This is a genomic window from Sorangium sp. So ce834 (genome assembly GCF_051521425.1).
Taxonomy (GTDB): domain Bacteria; phylum Myxococcota_A; class Polyangia; order Polyangiales; family Polyangiaceae; genus Sorangium; species Sorangium cellulosum_D.
In genome coordinates this window covers 5,251,867-5,272,295 of record NZ_CP150351.1, presented here as the reverse complement: position 1 = coordinate 5,272,295, position 20,429 = coordinate 5,251,867, and the positions used below count along the sequence as shown (strand labels likewise).

The 20,429-nt window shown below is 72.4% G+C and carries 7 protein-coding genes; 6 read left to right on the top strand and 1 reads right to left on the bottom strand.

What is annotated here, in order from left to right; translation table 11 throughout:
- Positions 1 to 61: 61 nt before the first annotated feature.
- Entirely contained in the window at positions 62 to 832 is a 771-nt protein-coding gene (locus WMF20_RS18980) for an SDR family oxidoreductase (protein ID WP_437615549.1), read from the bottom strand.
- A 139-nt stretch (positions 833 to 971) separates the two neighbouring features.
- On the opposite strand from WMF20_RS18980, the gene WMF20_RS18975 reads away from it, so the two are divergent.
- From WMF20_RS18975 to WMF20_RS18950, 6 genes are all read left to right on the top strand, one after another.
- Positions 972 to 2,021, top strand: coding sequence for an AraC family transcriptional regulator (locus WMF20_RS18975; protein ID WP_165374072.1), 1,050 nt, complete (start codon positions 972 to 974; stop codon positions 2,019 to 2,021).
- Positions 2,022 to 2,026: 5 nt separating this feature from the next.
- On the top strand, positions 2,027 to 3,616 hold the full coding sequence (locus tag WMF20_RS18970) for a CotH kinase family protein (protein WP_437615547.1): 1,590 nt from the start codon (positions 2,027 to 2,029) through the stop codon (positions 3,614 to 3,616).
- Between the two features lie 144 nt (positions 3,617 to 3,760).
- Positions 3,761 to 4,444 carry a potassium channel family protein gene (locus tag WMF20_RS18965; protein WP_129575732.1) on the top strand — a complete coding sequence of 228 codons (684 nt, stop codon included), beginning with the start codon at positions 3,761 to 3,763 and terminating at the stop codon, positions 4,442 to 4,444.
- Between the two features lie 163 nt (positions 4,445 to 4,607).
- Positions 4,608 to 7,376, top strand: a complete 2,769-nt coding sequence (locus tag WMF20_RS18960; RefSeq protein ID WP_437615545.1) for a TonB-dependent receptor domain-containing protein — start codon at positions 4,608 to 4,610, stop codon at positions 7,374 to 7,376.
- The gene (locus WMF20_RS18955) at positions 7,376 to 8,638 is read left to right on the top strand and encodes a hypothetical protein (protein WP_437615543.1); all 1,263 of its coding nucleotides are present in this window, start codon (positions 7,376 to 7,378) and stop codon (positions 8,636 to 8,638) included. Before WMF20_RS18960 ends, WMF20_RS18955 begins: the two co-directional genes overlap by 1 nt.
- An 88-nt stretch (positions 8,639 to 8,726) precedes the next feature.
- Positions 8,727 to 20,429 carry an amino acid adenylation domain-containing protein gene (locus WMF20_RS18950; RefSeq protein WP_437615541.1) on the top strand — a complete coding sequence of 3,901 codons (11,703 nt, stop codon included), beginning with the start codon at positions 8,727 to 8,729 and terminating at the stop codon, positions 20,427 to 20,429.

Here is a 20,429-nt window from a genome sequence, read left to right as displayed (position 1 = left end):
CACGCCGCTGAACGACCTCCGCGCGGCCGACGAGGTCGGCAGCCCGATGAAGGCCTGACCGTCAGCGCGCCGTCTGTCCGCCGTCGACACGGTAGTTCACGCCGGTCAGCCACTTCCCGCGATCCGACGCGAGGAGCGCGACGACCTCCGCGACATCGTCGGTGGTGCCGACGCGTCCGAGCGGCACCTGCTGGACAAATGCATCGGCCGACAGGCCCATCTCGTCGGTGAACCTCTTCCGCAGATCTTCGGAGCTCGGTGTCGCCACCGGGCCCGGCGTCACGACGTTCACGCGGACGCCGCTCGGCGCGAGCTCCACGGCGAGCGCGCGCGAGTAGGTGTCGAGCGCCGCCTTCGCGGCGCAGTAATGCGCGAACGTGCCGACCGGCATCGTCGCTGCCGTCGACGAGATGTTCACGATCGCGGCGGCCTTCGAGGCGCGGAGCGCCGGCAGGACCGCGTTCGTGAGGCGGACCGCGGAGAGGAGGTTGAGCGCGAGGGCGTCTTGCCACTCTTCGTCGGGGATCGCCTCGGAGCCTCCCGTAGAAAACGCGCGCGACCCGCCCGCGTTGTTCACGAGGATGTCGAGGCCGCCGAGGGCCGCGAGCGCCTCTCGGGCGATCGACTTCACCCCTTCGCTCGTGCGGATGTCGCCGGAGATGAGCGTCGCCGCCGCGGGTGTGACGTCGCTGCGCGAGCGCGCGGCGACCACGACCTTGGCGCCGGCGTCGAGGAGGCGCTGCGCGATCGCCGCGCCGATGCCGCGCGAGCCTCCGGTGACGATGGCACGGCGACCGATGAACTCCTTCGAGAGATCGAGCTTGCTGGTCATGATGTTCCCTTTCGTCGAGGACGACGCGTCCTTGGTAAGGCTCGCGATCCGCACGAACCATGCGAGGTCGTCCGGGAAAATTTCGAGATCGTCCGCGCGACTTGGACACCGCGGCCCGCGCTCATTACGCTGTCGAGCGATGGATGCCCTGAGCGCGGTGCTTGCCCCGGTTCGTCTGCAGCGGACGCGCTGGGTCTCCACCGTCGGGCGCGCGCCGTGGGGCGTCGCCCTGCCGGTGGTCAAGAGCTGCATCCGGTTCCACTACGTGGTCCGCGGCAGCGCCTGGCTCAGCGTCGACAAGGTGGACGAGCCGCGCGTCGCGCTCTCCGGTGGCGACCTCGCGGTACTTCCGCTCGGCCACGCCCACGCGCTGCGCGACCATCCGCGGAGCACCTCCCGGAGGTTCGAAGAGGTCGCGCGATGCACCACCCACTCGACCCATGGCGTCATCCACATCGACCTCGGCGCGAAGGGCCCCGAGACGACCTTCATCACGGGCGCCTTCGTGCTCGACGACCCGCTCGCGACACCGATCCTCGCGGCGCTGCCACCGCTCATCCGGATGACTCCCGACGTGGAGCAGGCGGTGCCGTCGTTCCTCGAGAACATCCAGTTCATCACGCGCGAGATCCAGACGAACCGGCCCGGGTCCGAGATCGTCCTCCTCCGGATGGCGGACGTCATGTTCATCCAGATCCTCCGCGCGTACCTCGCGCGCTTCCCCGAGGGCGGCGGCGGCTTCCTCGGCGCGCTCCGCGATCCGAGCACCGCCGCGGCGCTCGGCGCGATGCACCGGCGCGCCGAGGAGCCGTGGACGGTGGCCTCGCTCGCGAAGGAAGCGGGCGTCTCGCGCTCGGTCTTCGCGGCGCGCTTCACGGAGCTCGTCGGCGAGCCGCCGCTCGCCTACCTCACGCGGCTCCGCATGCAGAAGGCTGCGGTTCTCCTCCGCGAGGGCGCGCCGCTCGCGAAGGTCTCGCGCCTCACCGGCTATTCGTCCGAGGCGTCGTTCAGTCACGCGTTCCGGAAGTGGGCCGGCATGGCCCCCGGCGCGTGGCGGCGGCACCTCACGTCGAGCGCCTCGCCCCGATCGCCGGCGACCTCTGCCGTCTCGGAGCTGCCGCGGCGGACTCGGAGGGGGGACAGCGCCGCCGCAGCGCGACCCACGCCGGCGCGCGCTCGCGTAGAATAAGCCTCATGCGAATTTTTCACCCTTTCCTGCCGCTGACCGCGGCCCTTGTCCTGGGATCGCTCTGCGCCTCCGGCTGCTCCGACGACTCGCCCGGTCCGGCGGGAGATCCGGCCGGCTCCAGCGGCGGGGGCTCCAGCGCCGAGGGCTCGCGCTGCCAGCCGTCGGGCGGCGGCCCGCACTGGCTCCTCGAGGGGGAGACCGTGACGTTCCCGGTGACGTGCGCGAGCGGCCTCGCGCTCGCCGGCGACGCGTTCGAGGTCGGCCCGCTCCCCGAGGGCGCCGCCTACGACCCGATCGCGCGCGAGGTGACGTTCTCGCCCGGGCTCGATCAGGCCGCCGTCTACGACATCGAGATCCGCGTCGCGCAGACGTCCGAGGTCGGGCGCGTCAAGGTCGGCGTCGCAGACGCCTTCGCCGATCCGTCGAACGTGCCCGTCGTCGATCCGACCCGCTACCCCGAGGAGTACGGCCTGCCGGTGCTCTTCCTCTCGCCGGTCCCCGAGGACAAGGAGTACGCGCCGGCCACGGTGATCTACCGCGGCCACACGTACGCCGCGGAGGCGGAGCTCCGCGGCGAGAGCTCGCTCTCGTACCCGAAGCGGAGCTACACCCTCAAGTTCCCCAAGGACGACAAATTCAACGAGCCCGACGAGGCGGGCGGCTTCACCGATCGCCGCAAGGTCGTGCTCATCACGACGTTCGACGACAACTCCTATGTCCGGCAGCGCCTCGCCTACGACCTCTGGAACCGCCTCGATCCCGAGCACATCCAGATCAAGACCTACAGCGCCGTCCTGTACCTCGACGGGGAGTACGCGGGGCTCTACACCGTCTCGGATCACGTCGACGGCTACCTGATGGAGGACCACGGCTACCCGCAGGACGGCAACCTCTACAAGGCGGTCAGCCACGACGCGAACTTCGCGCTGACCGACCGGTCCGGCGACCCCAAGGACACGCTGCACGACGGCTTCGAGAAGAAAGAAGGGGCGCCGGCCGAGGGCGAGCCGGAGGCGTTCTCGGATCTGGAAGATCTCGTGAGCTTCGTGGCCGAGTCCGACGACGCCACGTTCGCCGCCGAGATCGGGTCGCGGATCGATCTGCGCGACTACGAGGACTGGTGGATCTTCGTCACGTTCATCGTGGCCAACGACTCGGCCGGAAAGAACAGCTACCACTACCGCGATCCGGCCGCGAACGGCGTCTTCCGCTACGCGCCGTGGGACTTCAACGCGAGCTTCGGCCAGTCGTGGGAGACCGAGCGCGAGCCGGCCTCGGATCGCGTCGACTACCGCGACGTGAACCTCCTCTTCGAGCGCCTCCTCGAGGAGCCGTCGATCGGCGACCCGCTGCGCGCCCGCTACGATCAGGTCCTGCGCGGCGCGCTCGCCGAGGCCGAGATCCACGCGATCGTGGACGGCTACGTGGAGCGCATCGACGCGAGCGCGCGCCGGGACGAGGCGCGGTGGGGCGAGGCGTACCGGAGCTACGAGGGCTGGAGCTGGCGCGACGACTTCACGACGTACGAGGAGGAGATCGCGTACCTGAAGGCGTGGATCTCGGAGCGGTGGCAGCACCAGGACGAGCTCTACTGAGCGCCGCCCGCCGCCCGCCGCGCGGCGCGGCCCGCGCGGGCCGCGCCGTCGCGACGACGGCAGCGCCGAACCGTGGCGCTCCCGGCGCATCCGTGAGACCTTCGCGGCGCCGCGCCCCGAGGGGGCGGCGCGCGACCGGAGACCATGAAATCGAAGAGCGTCCTCGTCATCGGGCTCGGCCGGTTCGGCACGTCGGTCGTCGAGACCCTCTGGAAGAACCGGGCCGAGGTGATCGCGGTCGACAACAACCCGGAGGCCGTCGACGCCGTGAAGGACAAGACCTCGGCCGCGTTCGTCGGCGACGCCACCGTCCACAAGGTGCTCGAGGGGATCGGCGCGCAGTACGTGGAGACCGCGATCGTGACCTTCGGCGAGCACTTCGAGCCGTCCGTGCTCTGCGTGGCCTCCCTCGTCCGGATGGGCGTGCGCGAGATCATCGCGCGCGCCGCCACCGATCGCCAGGCCGACATCCTGCGCGCGGTGGGCGCGACCCGCGTCATCCAGCTCGAGACCGAGATGGGCCGCCGCGTCGGCGCGGACATCACCATGCCGCTCGCGCAGGACCTCCTCGACCTCGCGAGCCACTACCGCGTGGTCCCCTGGAACGCCCACGGGCCGCTGGTCGGGCAGACGCTCGCCGGCTCGAAGATCCGCCAGCGGTACCGCATCAACGTGCTCGGTGTGCGGCCGCACACGAACAAGCGACCCGGCGACAAGCCGCGGCTCGAGGCACCCACACCGGACTACGTGATCCGCGACGGCGACACGCTGCTGCTCGTGGGCGACAGCGACGACGTGAGCCGGTTCGTGGCTGAGGTCGGCGGCTGATCGCGTCGCTCGCGCTCGCGCCGCCCGCGGGCGCGCGCGCCGCCTGCGCTCGCGCCGCCCGCGGGGGCGCGCGGCGCCCGTTGTGTGAAGCAATGTGAAGCACGGTCCTGGCTGCGCGATGCGTCTTTCCGCCTCGGCGTCGCCATGCGAGAGGGCGGGCCGCATGCCTTCCACAGCGTCCTCCGTGATGCGCCTCGTCGTCTCGGAAGCGCTGCTGCTCGCGGTCGCGATGACCGGCAGCGCAGCGCGCGCGCAGCCCGCAGGCGCGCCCCCGCCCGAGCCTCCTCCTGCCGCCGAGGGCGACTCGGGCGGCGCCTCGGTCCCCCGCGGCGGCGCCGGCGCGGTCGTCGTCCCTCAGCCGGGCGCGCCCCCGCCGGCGCCCGCCGCCATCAGCCCGCCGACGCTGATCAAGTACTCCCCGCCCGCGTATCCGATCGAGGCGCAGCGCGCCGGCGTCGAGGGCAGCGTCATCCTCAAGCTCGACATCGACAAGACCGGGCGCGTCACAAAGGCCGAGGTCGCGACGCCCGGCGGGCACGGCTTCGACGACGCCGCGCTCGCGGCCGCGCCCGGCCTGGAGTTCGCGCCGGCGCGGCGCCCGGACGGCACGCCCGCGGCGGCGCGCATCCTCTACCGGTACGCGTTCACGCTCACGCCCAAGCCCGCCGATGCGGCCGCGCCGGCGCCGCCCGCCGACGTCGAGACGGTGGTCGGGACCGTCCTGTCCGCGGGCACCGGCGAGCCGCTCCCGGACATCGCGGTCACCCTCGTGCGCCCCGACGGCGGCCGCGAGGAGGCGAAGACGGACCAGGGCGGCAAGTTCCGCTTCAAGAACCTCCCCCCCGGCAAGTACCGCGTCGAGGTCGCCGCCGCGGGGTTCGAGCCGTTCGCCGCCGAGGAGGAGATCGCGGCCGGCGAGGCGATCGAGGTGCGCTACCGCATCTCGCTCGCCGCGCCGCAGGACGGCAAGGCGCCGGGCATCGAGGTGACCGTGCAGGGCGAGCGCCCGCCGCGCGAGGTGACGCGGAGGACGATCGAGCGCCGCGAGATCGACCGCATCCCCGGGACCGGCGGCGACGCGCTCCGCTCGCTGCAGAGCCTGCCGGGCGTCGCGCGCAGCGGCTTCGGGCTGCTCATCGTGCGCGGGTCCGCGCCCCAGGACACGCTCACGTTCGTCGATCGCACCCCGGTGCCGATCATCTACCACTTCGGCGGCCTCTCCTCGGTCGTGCCGACCGAGATGCTCGAGAAGATCGACTTCTATCCGGGCAACTTCAGCGCCGTGTACGGCCGCGCCATGGGCGGCATCGTCGACGTCGGGCTCCGGTCGCCGAAGCAGGACGGCAAGTACCACGGCGTGGTCCAGCTCGACCTCATCGACGGGCGCGTGCTCCTCGAGGGCCCCGTCCCGTTCCTCAAGGACTGGACGTTCATCGCGGCGGGCCGCCGCAGCTGGGTCGACGCGTGGCTCGGGCCCGTGCTCAAGGAGGCGGGCTCCAGCGTCACGCAGGCGCCCGTCTACTACGATTACCAGTTCGTCCTCGAGGGCCGCCCCTCCGCGAGCGAGCGCGTGCGCGCGAGCTTCTACGGATCGGACGACGCCTTCAAGATCACCCTGGACAAGCCGCCGGAGGACGAGCCGGCGCTGACGGGCGATTTCGGGCTGCACACCGCCTTCCAGCGCTTCCAGCTCAGCTACGAGAACCGGATCGGGAGCCGGGATCGGCTGCTGTGGTCGATGGCGCTCGGCCGGGACATCGCCGACTTCGAGATCTCTCCCCTCGCCTTCAACGTCGTCTCGACCTCGCTCGACCTGCGGCTGGAGCTCTCGCACAGGTTCGCGCGGTACCTCACGATGAACGTCGGCACCGACCTCTCGGGCGGCGTCGCCACGGTGAACATCCGCGCGCCGTCGCAGCAGCCCGCGGGGCACCCGTCGAACCAGCCGTTCTCGACGTACCCGTTCCAGGATCGGTCGTTCGACGGCGCGTACTCGCGGCCCGCGGCGTATGCCGAGCTCGAGGTCGTCCCCTCGCCGCGGGCGCGGATCGTCCCCGGGGTGCGGGTCGACTACGCGCTCGATACGCAGACGCTCGACGTGAGCCCGCGGGTCAACGCGCGCTACGACATCCGGAGCGGCTTCCCGCGGACGACGGCCAAGGGGGGCGTGGGCCTTTATTATCAGGCGCCGCAGTTCGCGGAGAGCATCGAGCCGTTCGGGAATGCGGAGCTCAAGTCGAACCGCGCCGTGCATTACGGCCTCGGCGTGGAGCAGGAGATCACGCCGCAGATCGAGGTGACGCTGGACGGGTTCTACAAGCAGCTCGATCGGCTGGTCGTCTTCTCGCCGGAGAAGGACGACTACGCCAACGACGGCACCGGATACGCGGTCGGCGGCGAGCTCTTGTTGAAGTACAAGCCGGACGAGCGCTTCTTCGGCTGGGCGGCGTACACCCTCTCGCGGTCGGTGCGCAAGGACGGCCCCGACGAGGAGGAGCACCTCACGCAGTTCGATCAGACGCACGTGCTGACGGTGCTCGGGAGCCTGCGGCTCGGCCGGGGCTGGGAGCTGGGCGCGCGCTTCCGGCTCGTGTCGGGCAACCTGCAGACGCCCTATGTCTGCGATCCTGAGGAGAAGGGGTGCAATCCGAACCGGGTGAACGCGATTTACCACGCGTCCTCCGCGAGGTATTCGCCGATCCCGCTCGGGGGTGACTACAGCGAGCGGATGCCGCTGTTTCACCAGCTCGACATCCGCGCCGACAAGACGTGGAAATTCAAGACGTGGCAGCTCGGGCTCTACCTCGATATCCAGAACGTCTACAATTACATGGCTGCGGAGGGCATCAGCTACAACTTCAACTACACGAAGCGGGAGTACGTGACGGGGCTCCCCTTCCTGCCCACGCTCGGGCTGCGAGGAGATTTCTGATGAAACGGACCGCACTGCCCGCTCGTCGCGCGCTGCTGGCCGCGCTCTCGACCCTGGCCGTGGGCATCCCCTGCTGCGCCGGGAGCGACATGGCCCCTTCGTCCGAGGTGAAGGGGCTCCGCGTCCTCGCCGTGACGGCGGACAAGCCGTACGCGGCGGCGGAAGAGCTCGTGACGTTCCGGATGACGTACGCCGACGCGAAGGGCGCGGAGGACGGCGCGCCGCGGAAGGTCGAGGTCACGTGGGTGGGCGGCTGCGTGAATCCGCCGGTCGGGGTGGACGAGCACCTCGGGTGCATCCCGCAGTGGCTGGGCACCTATGCGGCGGGAATCGTCGCGAATCCGGGAGGCGGCAGCGGCGGAAGCGGCGGCGGCGACGGCGGCAGTGGTGGCGATGGTGGCAGCGGCGGCGAAGGCGGCAGTGGTGGCGCTGGCGGCGGCGAAGGCGGCAATGGTGGCGCTGGCGCCAGCGGCGACGGCGGCGGCGGTGCCAGCGGCGGTGGCGACGGGGAGCGCACCGTCCCCTTCGCGCATCAGGAGATCGGTCCGGAGAAGAGCGGCGAGCCCGATGCGGTCTCGTTCACGTGGAAGCTGCCCAAGGAGATCCTCAAGGACGCGAGGCCCACCGAGACGGGAACGGTGTATTCGTCGGCCTACGTGCTGTTCGCCGTGTGCGCCGGCACGACACGCGTGGCTTCGGCGCCCGAAAAGGCCGGGTTTCCGCTGGAGTGCGTCGGCGACGACGGGACGGTGCTCGGTCCGGACAGCTTCGTCGTGGGCTACACGCAGGTCTATGTCTTCAAGAAGGAGCGACTGAATACGAACCCGCCCATCGACGGCTTCACGCTGAAGCTCGATGGCAATGAGGTCGCGCCGGGCGAGGACGGTTTGCCCGTCGTGAAGCGGTGCGTTCGGTCCGAGGAGCAGGCCCAGGGTTGCGGCCGGACCGAGCCGGCCGAGGACGAGTGCACGACCTACGAGATCGAGGCTGTCGTGCCGGAGAAGGCCGCCGAGGTGGACGAGGAAGCCGCCGGGCTCGGCGGTCCGCCGGCGCGCGAGGCGATCTGGGTCGACTATTACACGGACGGTGGCGAGTTCGACGGGGCGCGCCGCCTGGTGAGCGATACGACCGGCGCCTCTCGCGGGGGCAACGGGACCACGTGGACGCCGCCCTCGGAGCCAGGGCGCGTGTCGCTGTGGGCGGTGGTTCACGACACCCGCGGCGGAGCGAGCGTGACGCGACGGGAAGTGCAGGTGGAGTAACGCCCGGATCCCGCCGTGCCACGCGCGTCGCGCGGCGGTTGTGTCGCAGCGGACAAGCTGCTATCTCCGCCGCGGAGGGGTCTGTTCAATGAATGATGCTTTTCTTGCATTAGAACGGAACGAACGGAACCGCCCTTCCACCGTTATCGACCTCTTGCGCCAGCGGGCCGAAGCTGAGCCCGCCCGCCCAATCTATTGCTTTCTTGAGTCCGGCGACGTCGAGGCCGGGGCGACCTGGGTGACCCTGCGGGAAATTGACGAGCGCGCGCGAACCGTCGCGGCCCTCTTGCAGGCATCGGGCGTCGCCCCCGGGGCCCGCGCGCTGCTGCTGTATCCGCCGGGGATCGAGTACATCACCGCGTTCTTCGGGTGTCTCTACGCTGGAGTCCTGGCCGTGCCCGCCTATCCGCCGGATCTCGGCCGGCTCGAGCGGACGCTGCCGCGCGTCGCTTCCATCGTGGCTGACGCGCGCGCCGAGGCGGCGCTCACGTCATCGTCCGTCGCCGGCATCGTGGCGTCCCTTCCGGCCAGCGCCGCGGCCGCCGCGCTGCAGCGGCTCCGGTGGATCGCGACCGACGGCCCGGCGCCGGGCCCGATCGAGGGGCCGGGCGCGGCGCTCCGGCCGGAGTCGGTCGCGTTCCTTCAATACACCTCCGGCTCGACCGGCGAGCCCAAGGGGGTGATGCTCACCCACGGGAACCTGCTGCACAACTCGCGGCTCATCGCGCAGGGATTCGACCTGACGAGCCCGGATCCGGTCGGGGTGATCTGGCTGCCGCCGTATCACGACATGGGGCTCATCGGCGGGATCTTGCAGGCGCTCTACCGGCGGATCCGCGTCGCGCTCATGTCGCCGCTCTCGTTCCTGCAGAGGCCGATGCGGTGGCTCCGCGCCGTCTCGGCGCTCGGCGCCTCGGTGAGCGGCGGCCCGAACTTCGCATACGACCTGTGCGTCCGGAAGAGCTCGGAGGAGGAGCGAGCGGCGCTCGATCTGCGGTCGTGGGAGGTCGCGTTCACGGGCGCCGAGCCGGTGCGCGCCGACACGCTCGATCGCTTCGCGCGCGCCTTCGCGGTCAGCGGGTTCCGGCGAGAGGCGTTCTATCCCTGCTACGGGCTCGCCGAGGCCACGCTCATCGTGAGCGGCGGAGCGCGGGCCGAGGCGCCGGTGCTGGCGCGCCTCGCCCCCGAGGAGGTGGAGATCGGGCGCGCCGTCGCGTCGTCGGCGGAGGGCGCGCGCACGTTCGTCGGCAGCGGTCGCGCGCTCGATCCGCGGGCGGTCGCGATCGTCGATCCCGCGGGGAACGAGCTCGTGCCGGGGGAGATCGGGGAGATCTGGGTGTCCGGGCCCAGCGTGGCCGCCGGCTACTGGGGGCGCCCGGAGGAGACGGATGCCACGTTCGGGGCCACGCTCGCCGGCAGCGCGGCGCCGCGCTACCTGCGCACGGGAGATCTCGGCTTCCTCCGGGGAGGCGAGCTGTTCGTGGTGGGGAGGTCGAAGGATCTCATCATCCTTCGAGGCCGCAACCACTTCCCGCAGGATATCGAGAAGACCGTCGAGAGCAGCCATCGCGCCGTCCGGCCGGGCTGCAGCGCCGCGTTCTCCGTCGAGCACGAGGGCGAGGAGCGCCTCGCCGTGGTGTGCGAGGTCGACCCGCGCGTGGCCGCGGATCCGCGCGAGATCGTGGCGGCCGTGCGTGAGGCGGTGACCGCCGAGCACCAGCTCGTCGCGCACGCCGTCGCGCTGATCGCGCCGGGCGCGCTGCCCAAGACGTCGAGCGGGAAGGTCCGCCGGAGGGAGTGCCGGCGCGCCTTTCTCGAGGACGCGCTCGGCGAGCGCCACGTCGCGTTCGCGCCGGAGCTCCTCGACGACGCCTCGCCCCCGGACGACGCGCCTCCGGAGACCGAGGAGCCCTCCGGCCGGAGCCTGCTGGACGCGCTGCGGTCGACCCTCGCCCGCGCGCTTCGTCTGGACGCCGGGCAGATCGACGACGCGCTGCCGATATCGCGGTTCGGCCTCGACTCCCTCGCTGCCGTCGAGCTCCAGCACGCGTTTCAGGCGCGGACGGGGCGCGCGATCCCGCTGACATCGATCTTGCGAGGAGGCTCTCTCCGCGAGCTCACGAGAGAGATCACCCGTCTGGACAGCCCCTCGTCGCCGCGGGTGGCGACGCCGGAAGAGCCGTTCGCGCTGACCGAGGGGCAGCGGGCGATGTGGCTGGAGTGCCAGAAGTCGGCCGACGGCGCGCTCTACAACCTGGGCAGGACGGTCCGGCTCGGCGCCGGCGTCGACGTGCCCGCCCTGCGCCGCGCGTTCGAGGGCCTCGTCGAGCGGCACGAGGCGCTCCGCACGACGTTCCTCACGCGCGACGGCCATCCGCTGCAGCAGGTCCACCGCCATATCGCCCTGGAATGGGCCGAAGAGCCGGCGATCGGGCTGGACGAGCGCGAGATCGTCGCCCGCGCGGACGAGGTGCGCCGCCGCGCGTTCGACCTGGAGCGCGGGCCGCTGCTCCGGGTGCATGTCTGGCGGCGCGGAGAGGGGCAGCCTCCGCTGCTCACCGTGGTCCTGCACCACCTCGTGGCCGACCACTGGTCGTTCGCGCTGCTGGTGCGCGAGCTGGGGGAGCTGTACTCGGCGCTGCGCGCGGGCCGGCCCCCGCAGCTGCCGCCGCCGTCGAGCTTCTTCGCCGCCGGCGTGAGCTGTCCCTCGCCGCGGGAGGCGGCCGGCGGAGCAGAACACTGGCGCAAGGCGCTCGACGGCGCGACGACCGCCATCGACCTCCCCCGCGACCGGGCCCGCCACGACGCGAGCCCTCGCCGCGGTCGCGCTCACGCGATCACGCTGCCAAAGCCCCTGACCGGAGGCCTGGCGCGCCTCGCGCGCGAGCGCGGGACCACGCTCTTCTCGGTCCTGCTGTCGGCGCTCACCATCTTGCTCCATCGCGCCAGCGGGCAGGGCGACCTTGTCGTGGGCGTCCCTTCGGCGGGGCGGCACGACGAGGAGAGCGCCAGGGCCTTTGGCTACTTCGTCCAGATGCTCCCCGTGCGCGTGGCGCTGCGCGGGGCCGCGTCCTTCGACGCGCTCGTCGCCCGCGTGCGCGACGCGTTCCTCGACGCGCTGGCCCACGGCGACAGCGCCCTCCGGCACCTGCTCGCGCGAGCGCAGGGCGAGGCGCAGCGAGACGCGCTGTTCGACGTCGCCTTCGCCTTCCAGAGCACCCCGCCATCGCTGGATGCACGCCTGTCAGCCCTCGCGATCGGCGCGGGGGACGTGCGGATCGCGCAGGGAGAGCTCGAGTTCACCACGCTCGCCGACGATCAGGCAGCGGCCGAGTTCGATCTCGCCTTGTTCGCCGCCGAGCTCGACTCCGGCATCGCCCTGCGCTTCGAGTACGACCAGCAGCTCTTCGACCCGGCCACCATCGAGCGGATGGCGCGCCACTTCGTGCTCCTGCTCCAGAGCGCCGTCGAGCACCCCGGTCGACCGCTCTCCGAGCTCCGGATGCTCTCCGACGCCGAGCGCGCATTGCTCCTCGACGACTGGAGCGGCGCTGCCGCCGTACGACAGGCCGCCTCCGCCCCGGCGCCCGCCTGCGTCCACGCGCTGTTCGAGGCCCACGCCGCTCGACAGCCGGACGCCACCGCGCTCGAGTTCGGCCACCAGCGCTTCACCTACGCAGAGCTCAGCGCCTGGTCCACCGAGCTCGCCCTGTGGCTGCGCGACCGCGGCGTCGGCCCCGGCAGCGTCGTCGGCGTCTGCATCGAGCGCTCGCCTCGCATGGTCGCCGCCCAGCTCGCCGTCCTCAAGGCAGGCGCCGCCTATGCCTCGCTCGACCCCGCCAACCCCCCGGCGCGCCTGGCCGAGATGCTCGCCGACTGCCGCGCCTCGCTCGCGCTCACCAGCAGCCAGGCCAGCCACAAGCTCACCGCCGCCCCCTGCCCCGTCCACCTCGTCCAGGACTGGGCGCGTGCCCATGGCGCCCAACTTCCGCTCATCTCCAGGCCCGACGACCTGGCCTATTTCCTCTTCACCTCCGGCTCCACCGGCACCCCCAAGGGCGTCTGTGTGCGCCACGCGAGCCTTTCAAGGCTGGTCTCCTTCCTCCACCTCCGACTCGAGCTCTCGCCCAGCGACCGCTGGACTCAGCTCGCCTCCAGCGGCTTCGACGCCTCCGTCTACGAGATCTGGACGCCGCTCGCCTGCGGCGCTGCCCTCCTCCTCGCCGACGACGACGCGCTCCGTTCTCCCACGGCGCTCGTCTCCTGGCTGGTCGAACGGCGCGCCACGTTCTCGTTCATGCCCACGCCCCTGGCCGAGGCGTGCCTCGAGCAAGACTGGACCGGCTCCGCCCTGCGCGCGATGACCGTCGGAGGCGACAAGCTCCATCCGCTCCGGCGACCGCTCCCTTTCCGCCTCTTCAACATGTACGGCCCCACCGAGGCCACCGTCATCACCACCGTCGCCGAGGTCGCCGACCTCGGCGACGAGCCCCCGCTCGGCCGACCCATCGACGGCGCCCTCGTCTACGTCCTCGACCCGCACATGCACCCCGTGCCGCCCGGCGTCCTCGGCGAGCTGTACATCGGCGGAGAGTGCCTCGCCCAGGGCTACACACGCACGGACCTGACCGCAGAGCGCTTCCTGCCCGATCCCTTCGGCCAGCCCGGCGCACGCCTCTACCGCACCGGCGACCTGGTGCGCTGGCGCCCCGACGGACAGCTCGCCTTCGCCGGGCGCCGCGACGAGCAGGTCAAGCTCCGCGGCCGCCGTGTCGAGCTCGGCGAGGTCGAATCCGCCCTGCGACGCTTGCCCGGCGTCCGCGAGGGCGTCGTCGTCCTCCACGGCCAAGGCAACGCCGCGCGCCTGATTGCCTATGTCGTGCCAGGCGCCGACCCGCCCTCCGAGCGCGACCTGCGCGAGGGCATGGCCCGCCTGGTGCCCGACGCCCTGGTGCCCGCCCACTTCGTCCTGCTCCCCGCCTTGCCCATGTCCCTCTCGGGCAAGGTCGACAAGAAGCTCCTCCCTGCGCCCCCCGCCGCGCACGCCGACTACGAGCCCCCCTCGGGCGAGCTCGAGCTGGAGCTCGCTGCCATCTGGCAATCCGTCCTCCACCTCGACCGCGTCGGACGACACGACAGCTTCTTCGACCTCGGCGGCCACTCCCTGCTCGCCATGCAGGTCCTCGGACGCATCGAGTCCTCCCTCGGCATCCGCACCACCCTCCGCACGCTCTTCGAGCACCCAACCCTCGCGCAGCTCGCCAATCACCTCTCCTCCGGCGCCGCCTCGACCTCCACCGCCGCAGCGACGGCCCTGGAGCGAGGGCTCACCCGTCCGGACGGCTCCTCATCGCCGCGGGTGGCGACGCCGGAGGAGCCGTTCGCGCTGACCGAGGGGCAGCGGGCGATGTGGCTGGAGTGCCAGAAGTCGGCCGACGGCGCGCTCTACAACCTGGGCAGGACGGTCCGGCTCGGCGCCGGCGTCGACGTGGCCGCGCTGCGCCGCGCGTTCGAGGGCCTCGTCGAGAGGCACGAGGCGCTCCGCACGACGTTCCTCACGCGCGACGGCCATCCGCTGCAGCAGGTCCACCGCCATATCGCCCTGGAATGGGCCGAAGAGCCGGCGATGGCGCTGGACGAGCGCGAGATCGTCGCCCGCGCGGACGAGGTGCGCCGCCGCGCGTTCGACCTGGAGCGCGGGCCGCTGCTCCGGGTGCATGTCTGGCGGCGCGGAGAGGGGCAGCCGCCGCTGCTCACCGTGGTCCTTCACCACCTCGTGGTCGACTACTGGTCGTTCGCGCTGCTGGTGCGCGAGCTGGGGGAGCTGTACTCGGCGCTGCGCGCGGGCCGGCCCCCGCAGCTGCCGCCGCCGTCGAGCTTCTTCGCCGCCGGCGTGAGCTGTCCCTCGCCGCGGGAGGCGGCCGGCGGAGCAGAACACTGGCGCAAGGCGCTCGACGGCGCGACGACCGCCATCGACCTCCCCCGCGACCGGGCCCGCCACGACGCGAGCCCTCGCCGCGGTCGCGCTCACGCGATCACGCTGCCAAAGCCCCTGACCGGAGCGCTGGCGCGCCTCGCGCGTGAGCGCGGGACCACGCTCTTCTCGGTCCTGCTGTCGGCGCTCACCGTCTTGCTCCATCGCGCGAGCGGACAGAACGATCTTGTCGTGGGCGTCCCTTCGGCGGGGCGGAACGACGACGAGAGCACTCGGGCTTTCGGCTATTTCGTCCAGATGCTCCCCGTGCGCGTGGCGCTGCGCGGGGCCGCGTCCTTCGACGCGCTCGTCGCCCGCGTGCGCGACGCGTTCCTCGACGCGCTGGCCCACGGCGACAGCGCCCTCCAGCACCTGCTCGCAGAGCCCCGGGGCGCGGCCCGGCGAGGCGGCGCGCTCTTCGACGTCGCCTTCGCCTTCCAGGGCGCTCTGCCGTCGCTGGATCCCCGCCTCGCCGCGCTCACCACCGGCGCTGGGGATGTGCGGATCGCGCAGGGAGAGCTCGAGTTCACGACCCTCGCCGACGACCGGGCAGCGGCCGAGTTCGATCTCGCCTTGTTCGCCGCCGAGCTCGACTCCGGCATCGCCCTGCGCTTCGAGTACGACCAGCAGCTCTTCGACCCGGCCACCATCGAGCGGATGGCGCGCCACTTCGTGCTCCTGCTCCAGAGCGCCGTCGAGCACCCCGGTCGACCGCTCTCCGAGCTCCGGATGCTCTCCGACGCCGAGCGCGCATTGCTCCTCGACGACTGGAGCGGCGCTGCCGCCGCACGACAGGCCGCCTCCGCCCCGGCCCCCGCCTGCGTCCATGCGCTCTTCGAGGCCCACGCCGCTCGACAGCCGGGCGCCACCGCGCTCGAGTTCGGCCACCAGCGCTTCACCTACGCAGAGCTCAGCGCCTGGTCCACCGAGCTCGCCCTGTGGCTGCGCGACCGCGGCGTCGGCCCCGGCAGCGTCGTCGGCGTCTGCATCGAGCGCTCGCCTCGCATGGTCGCCGCCCAGCTCGCCGTCCTCAAGGCAGGCGCCGCCTATGCCTCGCTCGACCCCGCCAACCCCCCGGCGCGCCTGGCCGAGATGCTCGCCGACTGCCGCGCCTCGCTCGCGCTCACCAGCAGCCAGGCCAGCCACAAGCTCACCGCCGCCCCCTGCCCCGTCCACCTCGTCCAGGACGGGTCCCACGCGCCCAGCGCCCACATTCCGCTCGTCTCCAGGCCCAACGACCTCGCCTATATTCTCTTTACCTCCGGCTCCACCGGCACGCCGAAGGGCGTCTGTGTGCGCCATGCGAGCCTTTCAAGGCTCGTTTCCTTCTTCCAGCGCCTGCTCGAGATCTCGCCGCAAGACCGATGGACGCAGCTGGCCTCCAGCGGCTTCGACGCCTCCGTCTACGAGATCTGGACGCCGCTCGCCTGCGGCGCCACGCTCCTTCTCGCCGACGACGACGCGCTCCGCTCTCCCACGGCGCTCGTCTCCTGGCTGGTCGAACGGCGGGCCACACTCTCGTTCATGCCCACGCCCCTGGCCGAGGCGTGCTTCGAGCAAGACTGGACCGGCATCGCCCTGCGCGCGATGACCGTCGGCGGCGACAAGCTCCATCCGCTCCGGCGACCGCTCCCTTTCCGCCTCTTCAACATGTACGGCCCCACCGAGGCCACCGTCATCACCACCGTCGCCGAGGTCGCCGACCTCGGCGACGAGCCCCCGCTCGGCCGACCCATCGACGGCGCCCTCGTCTACGTCCTCGACCCGCACATGCACCCCGTGCCGCCCGGCGTCCTCGGCGAGCTGTACATCGGCGGAGAGTGCCTCGCCCAGGGCTACACACGCACGGACCTGACCGCAGAGCGCTTCCTGCCCGATCCCTTCGGCCAGCCCGGCGCACGCCTCTACCGCACCGGCGACCTGGTGCGCTGGCGCCCCGACGGACAGCTCGCCTTCGCCGGGCGCCGCGACGAGCAGGTCAAGCTCCGCGGCCGCCGTGTCGAGCTCGGCGAGGTCGAATCCGCCCTGCGACGCTTGCCCGGCGTCCGCGAGGGCGTCGTCGTCCTCCACGGCCAAGGCAACGCCGCGCGCCTGATTGCCCATGTCGTGCCAGGCGCCGACACGCCCTCCGAGCGCGACCTGCGCGAGGGCATGGCGCGCCTGGTGCCCGACGCCTTGGTGCCCGCCCACTTCGTCCTGCTCCCCGCCTTGCCCATGTCCCTCTCGGGCAAGGTCGACAAGAAGCTCCTCCCTGCGCCCCCCGCCGCACGCGCCGACTACGAGCCCCCCTCGGGCGAGCTCGAGCTGGAGCTCGCCCACATCTGGCAATCCGTCCTCCACCTCGACCGCGTCGGACGACACGACAGCTTCTTCGACCTCGGCGGCCACTCCCTGCTCGCCATGCAGGTCCTCGGACGCATCGAGTCCTCCCTCGGCATCCGCACCACCCTCCGCACCCTCTTCGAGCACCCAACCCTCGCGCAGCTCGCCGATCGCCTCTCCTCCGGCGCCGCCTCGGCCACCGCCGCCGCAGCGACGGTGCCCGCCAGCGAGATCGCGCCCTCGCTGGGCCGCGCGCCGGCGGACGAGCCGTATCCGCTCTCGTACGAGCAGGAGCGCCTGTGGGTCCTCGAGCAGCTGCTCCCCGGCGGGACCGCCTACAACGTGGTGCAGGCGGTCCGCCTGCGGAACCTCGTCGACGTCGACGCGCTGTCCTCCGCGCTCGCCGCGCTCGTCCGGCGGCACTGGAGCCTGCGCACGGTGTTCGTCGCGAACCCCACGCCCGCGCAGAAAGTCTGCGAGCCCGAGGCGGCCCTGCCGGAGGTGGTCGACCTCCGCGGCACGCCCGCGGACGAGGCGGAGGCTGCGGCGCGCGCCTGGGCGTCGCGCGAGCAGGCCACGGGGTTCGACCTCGCGCGCGGGCCCGTGTTCCGCGCCAGGCTGTTCCGCCTCGACCACGACGCCTGCATCCTGGTCCTGTCCACGCACCACATCGTCACGGACGCCTGGTCGTTCCAGCCCCTCGTCCGCGATCTCGCGGAGCTCTACCGGCGCGCGCGGAGCGGCGGGCCCGCGGACATGCCCGAGCTGCCGCTCCAGTACGTCGATTTCGCGGTGTGGCAGCGCCGTCACCTCGCGGGGAAGCGGCTCGCCGACAAGCTCGCTCACTGGACAGCGACCCTCCGCGGGCTGCCGGTCCTGGAGCTCCAGACCGATCGCCCGCGGCCGCCCGTCCAGACGTTCCGCGGCGCGGAGCGGGTCCTCCCGCTCGACGCGCGCCTCGTGGCGCAGCTCGACGAGCTCGCCCGGAGCCACGGCGCCACCCGCTTCATGGTCCTGCTCGCCGCGCTCGGCGTGCTCCTCAGGCGCAGCTCGGGCCAGGACGACATCGCCATCGGGACCGCGGTCGCCAACCGGCCTCGCCCCGAGCTCGAGCCCCTCGTCGGCTTCTTCGTGAACACGATCGTCATGCGCCTCGACCTCGGCGGCGACCCGACCTTCGAGGAGCTCCTCTCGCGGGCGCGGAAGGTCGCGCTCGAGGCGTTCGAGCACCAGGACACGCCGTTCGAGAAGGTGGTCGAGGCGGTCAACCCCCGCCGCGACCTGAGCCGCTCGCCGCTGTTCCAGGTCATGCTCGTCGTGCAGAACGCCCCAACCGAGTCGCTCGAGCTCGGCGAGGTGCGGATCGAGCCGCTCGATCTCCCGGTCGAGGCCACGCGCTTCGACCTGCGCTTCAGCGTCGAGCCGCGCGGCGGGCGCGACGTGATCTCGCTCCAGTACAACGTCGATCTCTTCGACGCGGCGACCATCGACCGGATGCTCGCCACGATGCAGAGCGTGCTCTCGCGCGCCGCCCAGGACCCCGCGCAGCGCGTCCGCGTGCTCTCCGTCACGCCGGAAGACCGCGAGCGCGCCCTCGTCGCGTGGAACGACACCGCGGTCGCAACCCCGGATCACCTCCGGCTGGAGGAGCCGTTCTTCGAGCGCGCCGTCGAGCAGCCCGACGCGTGCGCGGTCGTCGACGCCGACCGGCGCCTCACCTACGGGGAGCTCGCCCGGCGCGCCGAGGCGATCGCCGCGGCGGCCTCGCGCTCCGGAGCGACCGCGAACGCGCTCGTCGCCGTGGTCATGGAGAAGGGCTGGGAGCAGGTGGCCGCCGTGCTCGGCGTGCTGCGCGCCGGCGCCGCCTACCTGCCCCTGGACCCTCGCCTCCCCGAGGAGCGCCTCAGGCACCTCCTGGAGCACGCCGAGGTCCGGCTCGTCCTCACGCAGTCGGCGGTGGACGGGGCGATCGCCTGGCCCGCGGGCATCGAGCGCCTCGCCGTCGACGCGGACGAGCGGTGGCGCGAGCAGCCCGTCGCGCGCCGGCCGCCCGGCGGAAGCACGGACGACCTGGCCTACGTGATCTACACGTCCGGGTCCACGGGGCTGCCCAAGGGCGTGATGATCGACCACCGCGGCGCGGTGAACACCGTCCTCGACATCAACCGCCGCTTCGACGTCGGCCCGGAGGACCGGGTGCTCGCGCTCTCGTCGCTGAGCTTCGACCTGTCGGTCTACGACGTGTTCGGGACGCTCGCCGCCGGAGGCGCCGTCGTGATCCCCGACCGTACCCGCGCCTCGGATCCGGGGCACTGGCGCGAGCTCGTGGAGCGCGAGCGGGTGACCGTGTGGAACTCGGTGCCGGCGCTGATGGAGATGCTCATGGACGCGTCCCCCGGCGCGGACGATCCGGCGCTGTCGTCGCTCCGCCTCGTCATGATGAGCGGCGACTGGATCCCGCTGAAGCTCCCCGATCGCATCCGCGCGGCCTGCCGCGCGCCCCGCGTCGTGAGCCTCGGCGGCGCGACCGAGGCGTCGATCTGGTCGATCGCCCACCCGATCTCGGACGTCGACCCGGCGTGGCGCAGCATCCCGTACGGCCGGCCGCTCGCGAACCAGCACACCTACGTGCTCGACGAGGGGCTGGAGCCGTGTCCGATCGGGGTCCCCGGCGAGATCTACATCGGCGGGATCGGCGTCGCGCTCGGCTACTGGCGCGACGAGGCGCGGACCCGGGAGCGGTTCCTGAAGCACCCCACGACCGGCGAGCGGCTGTACAGGACAGGCGACCTGGGCCGCTACTTCGCCGACGGGACCATCGAGCTGCTCGGGCGCACCGACCATCAGGTGAAGATCCGCGGCTTCCGCATCGAGCTCGGCGAGATCGAGGCCGCCCTCGCGCAGCACCCCTCGGTCGAGCAGGCGGTCGTGGCGGCGAAGACCGATCCGTCGGGCGAGAAGCGCCTGGTCGCGTACGTCGTCGGCGCCGAGGCCGATGGCGCGGCGCTCCGCGACTTCGTCCGGAAGAAGCTGCCGGAGTACATGATCCCCGCGGAGGTCGTCGTCCTCCCGGCGCTGCCGCTGAGCGCGAACGGCAAGGTGGACCGCGCCGCCCTGCCGGATCCCGCCGCGGTCGCGCCGCGCGCCGCGGCCGTCGCCCCGCGGACCGCGACCGAGCGGCTCATCGCCTCGGTGCTCGCGGAGGTCTTGCAGGTCGAGGCCGTCGGCGTGACCGACAACCTCTTCGAGCTCGGCTTCACCTCGCTGCTCCTCGTGCGCGCGCAGCGCCTGCTCGCCGAGCGCATCGCGGCGCGCGCGCCCGCGGAGGGCGCCGCGGCGCAGGCCGTGTCGCTGACCGACCTGTTCCAGTACCCGACCATCGAGCAACTGGCGCAGCGGCTCGACGCGGCGACGGTCAAGGCCGAGCCGGCCGACGTCGGGGCGCAGCGCGCCGAGGCGCGCCGCGACGCGCGACGCCGCCGGGGGCGAGGATAG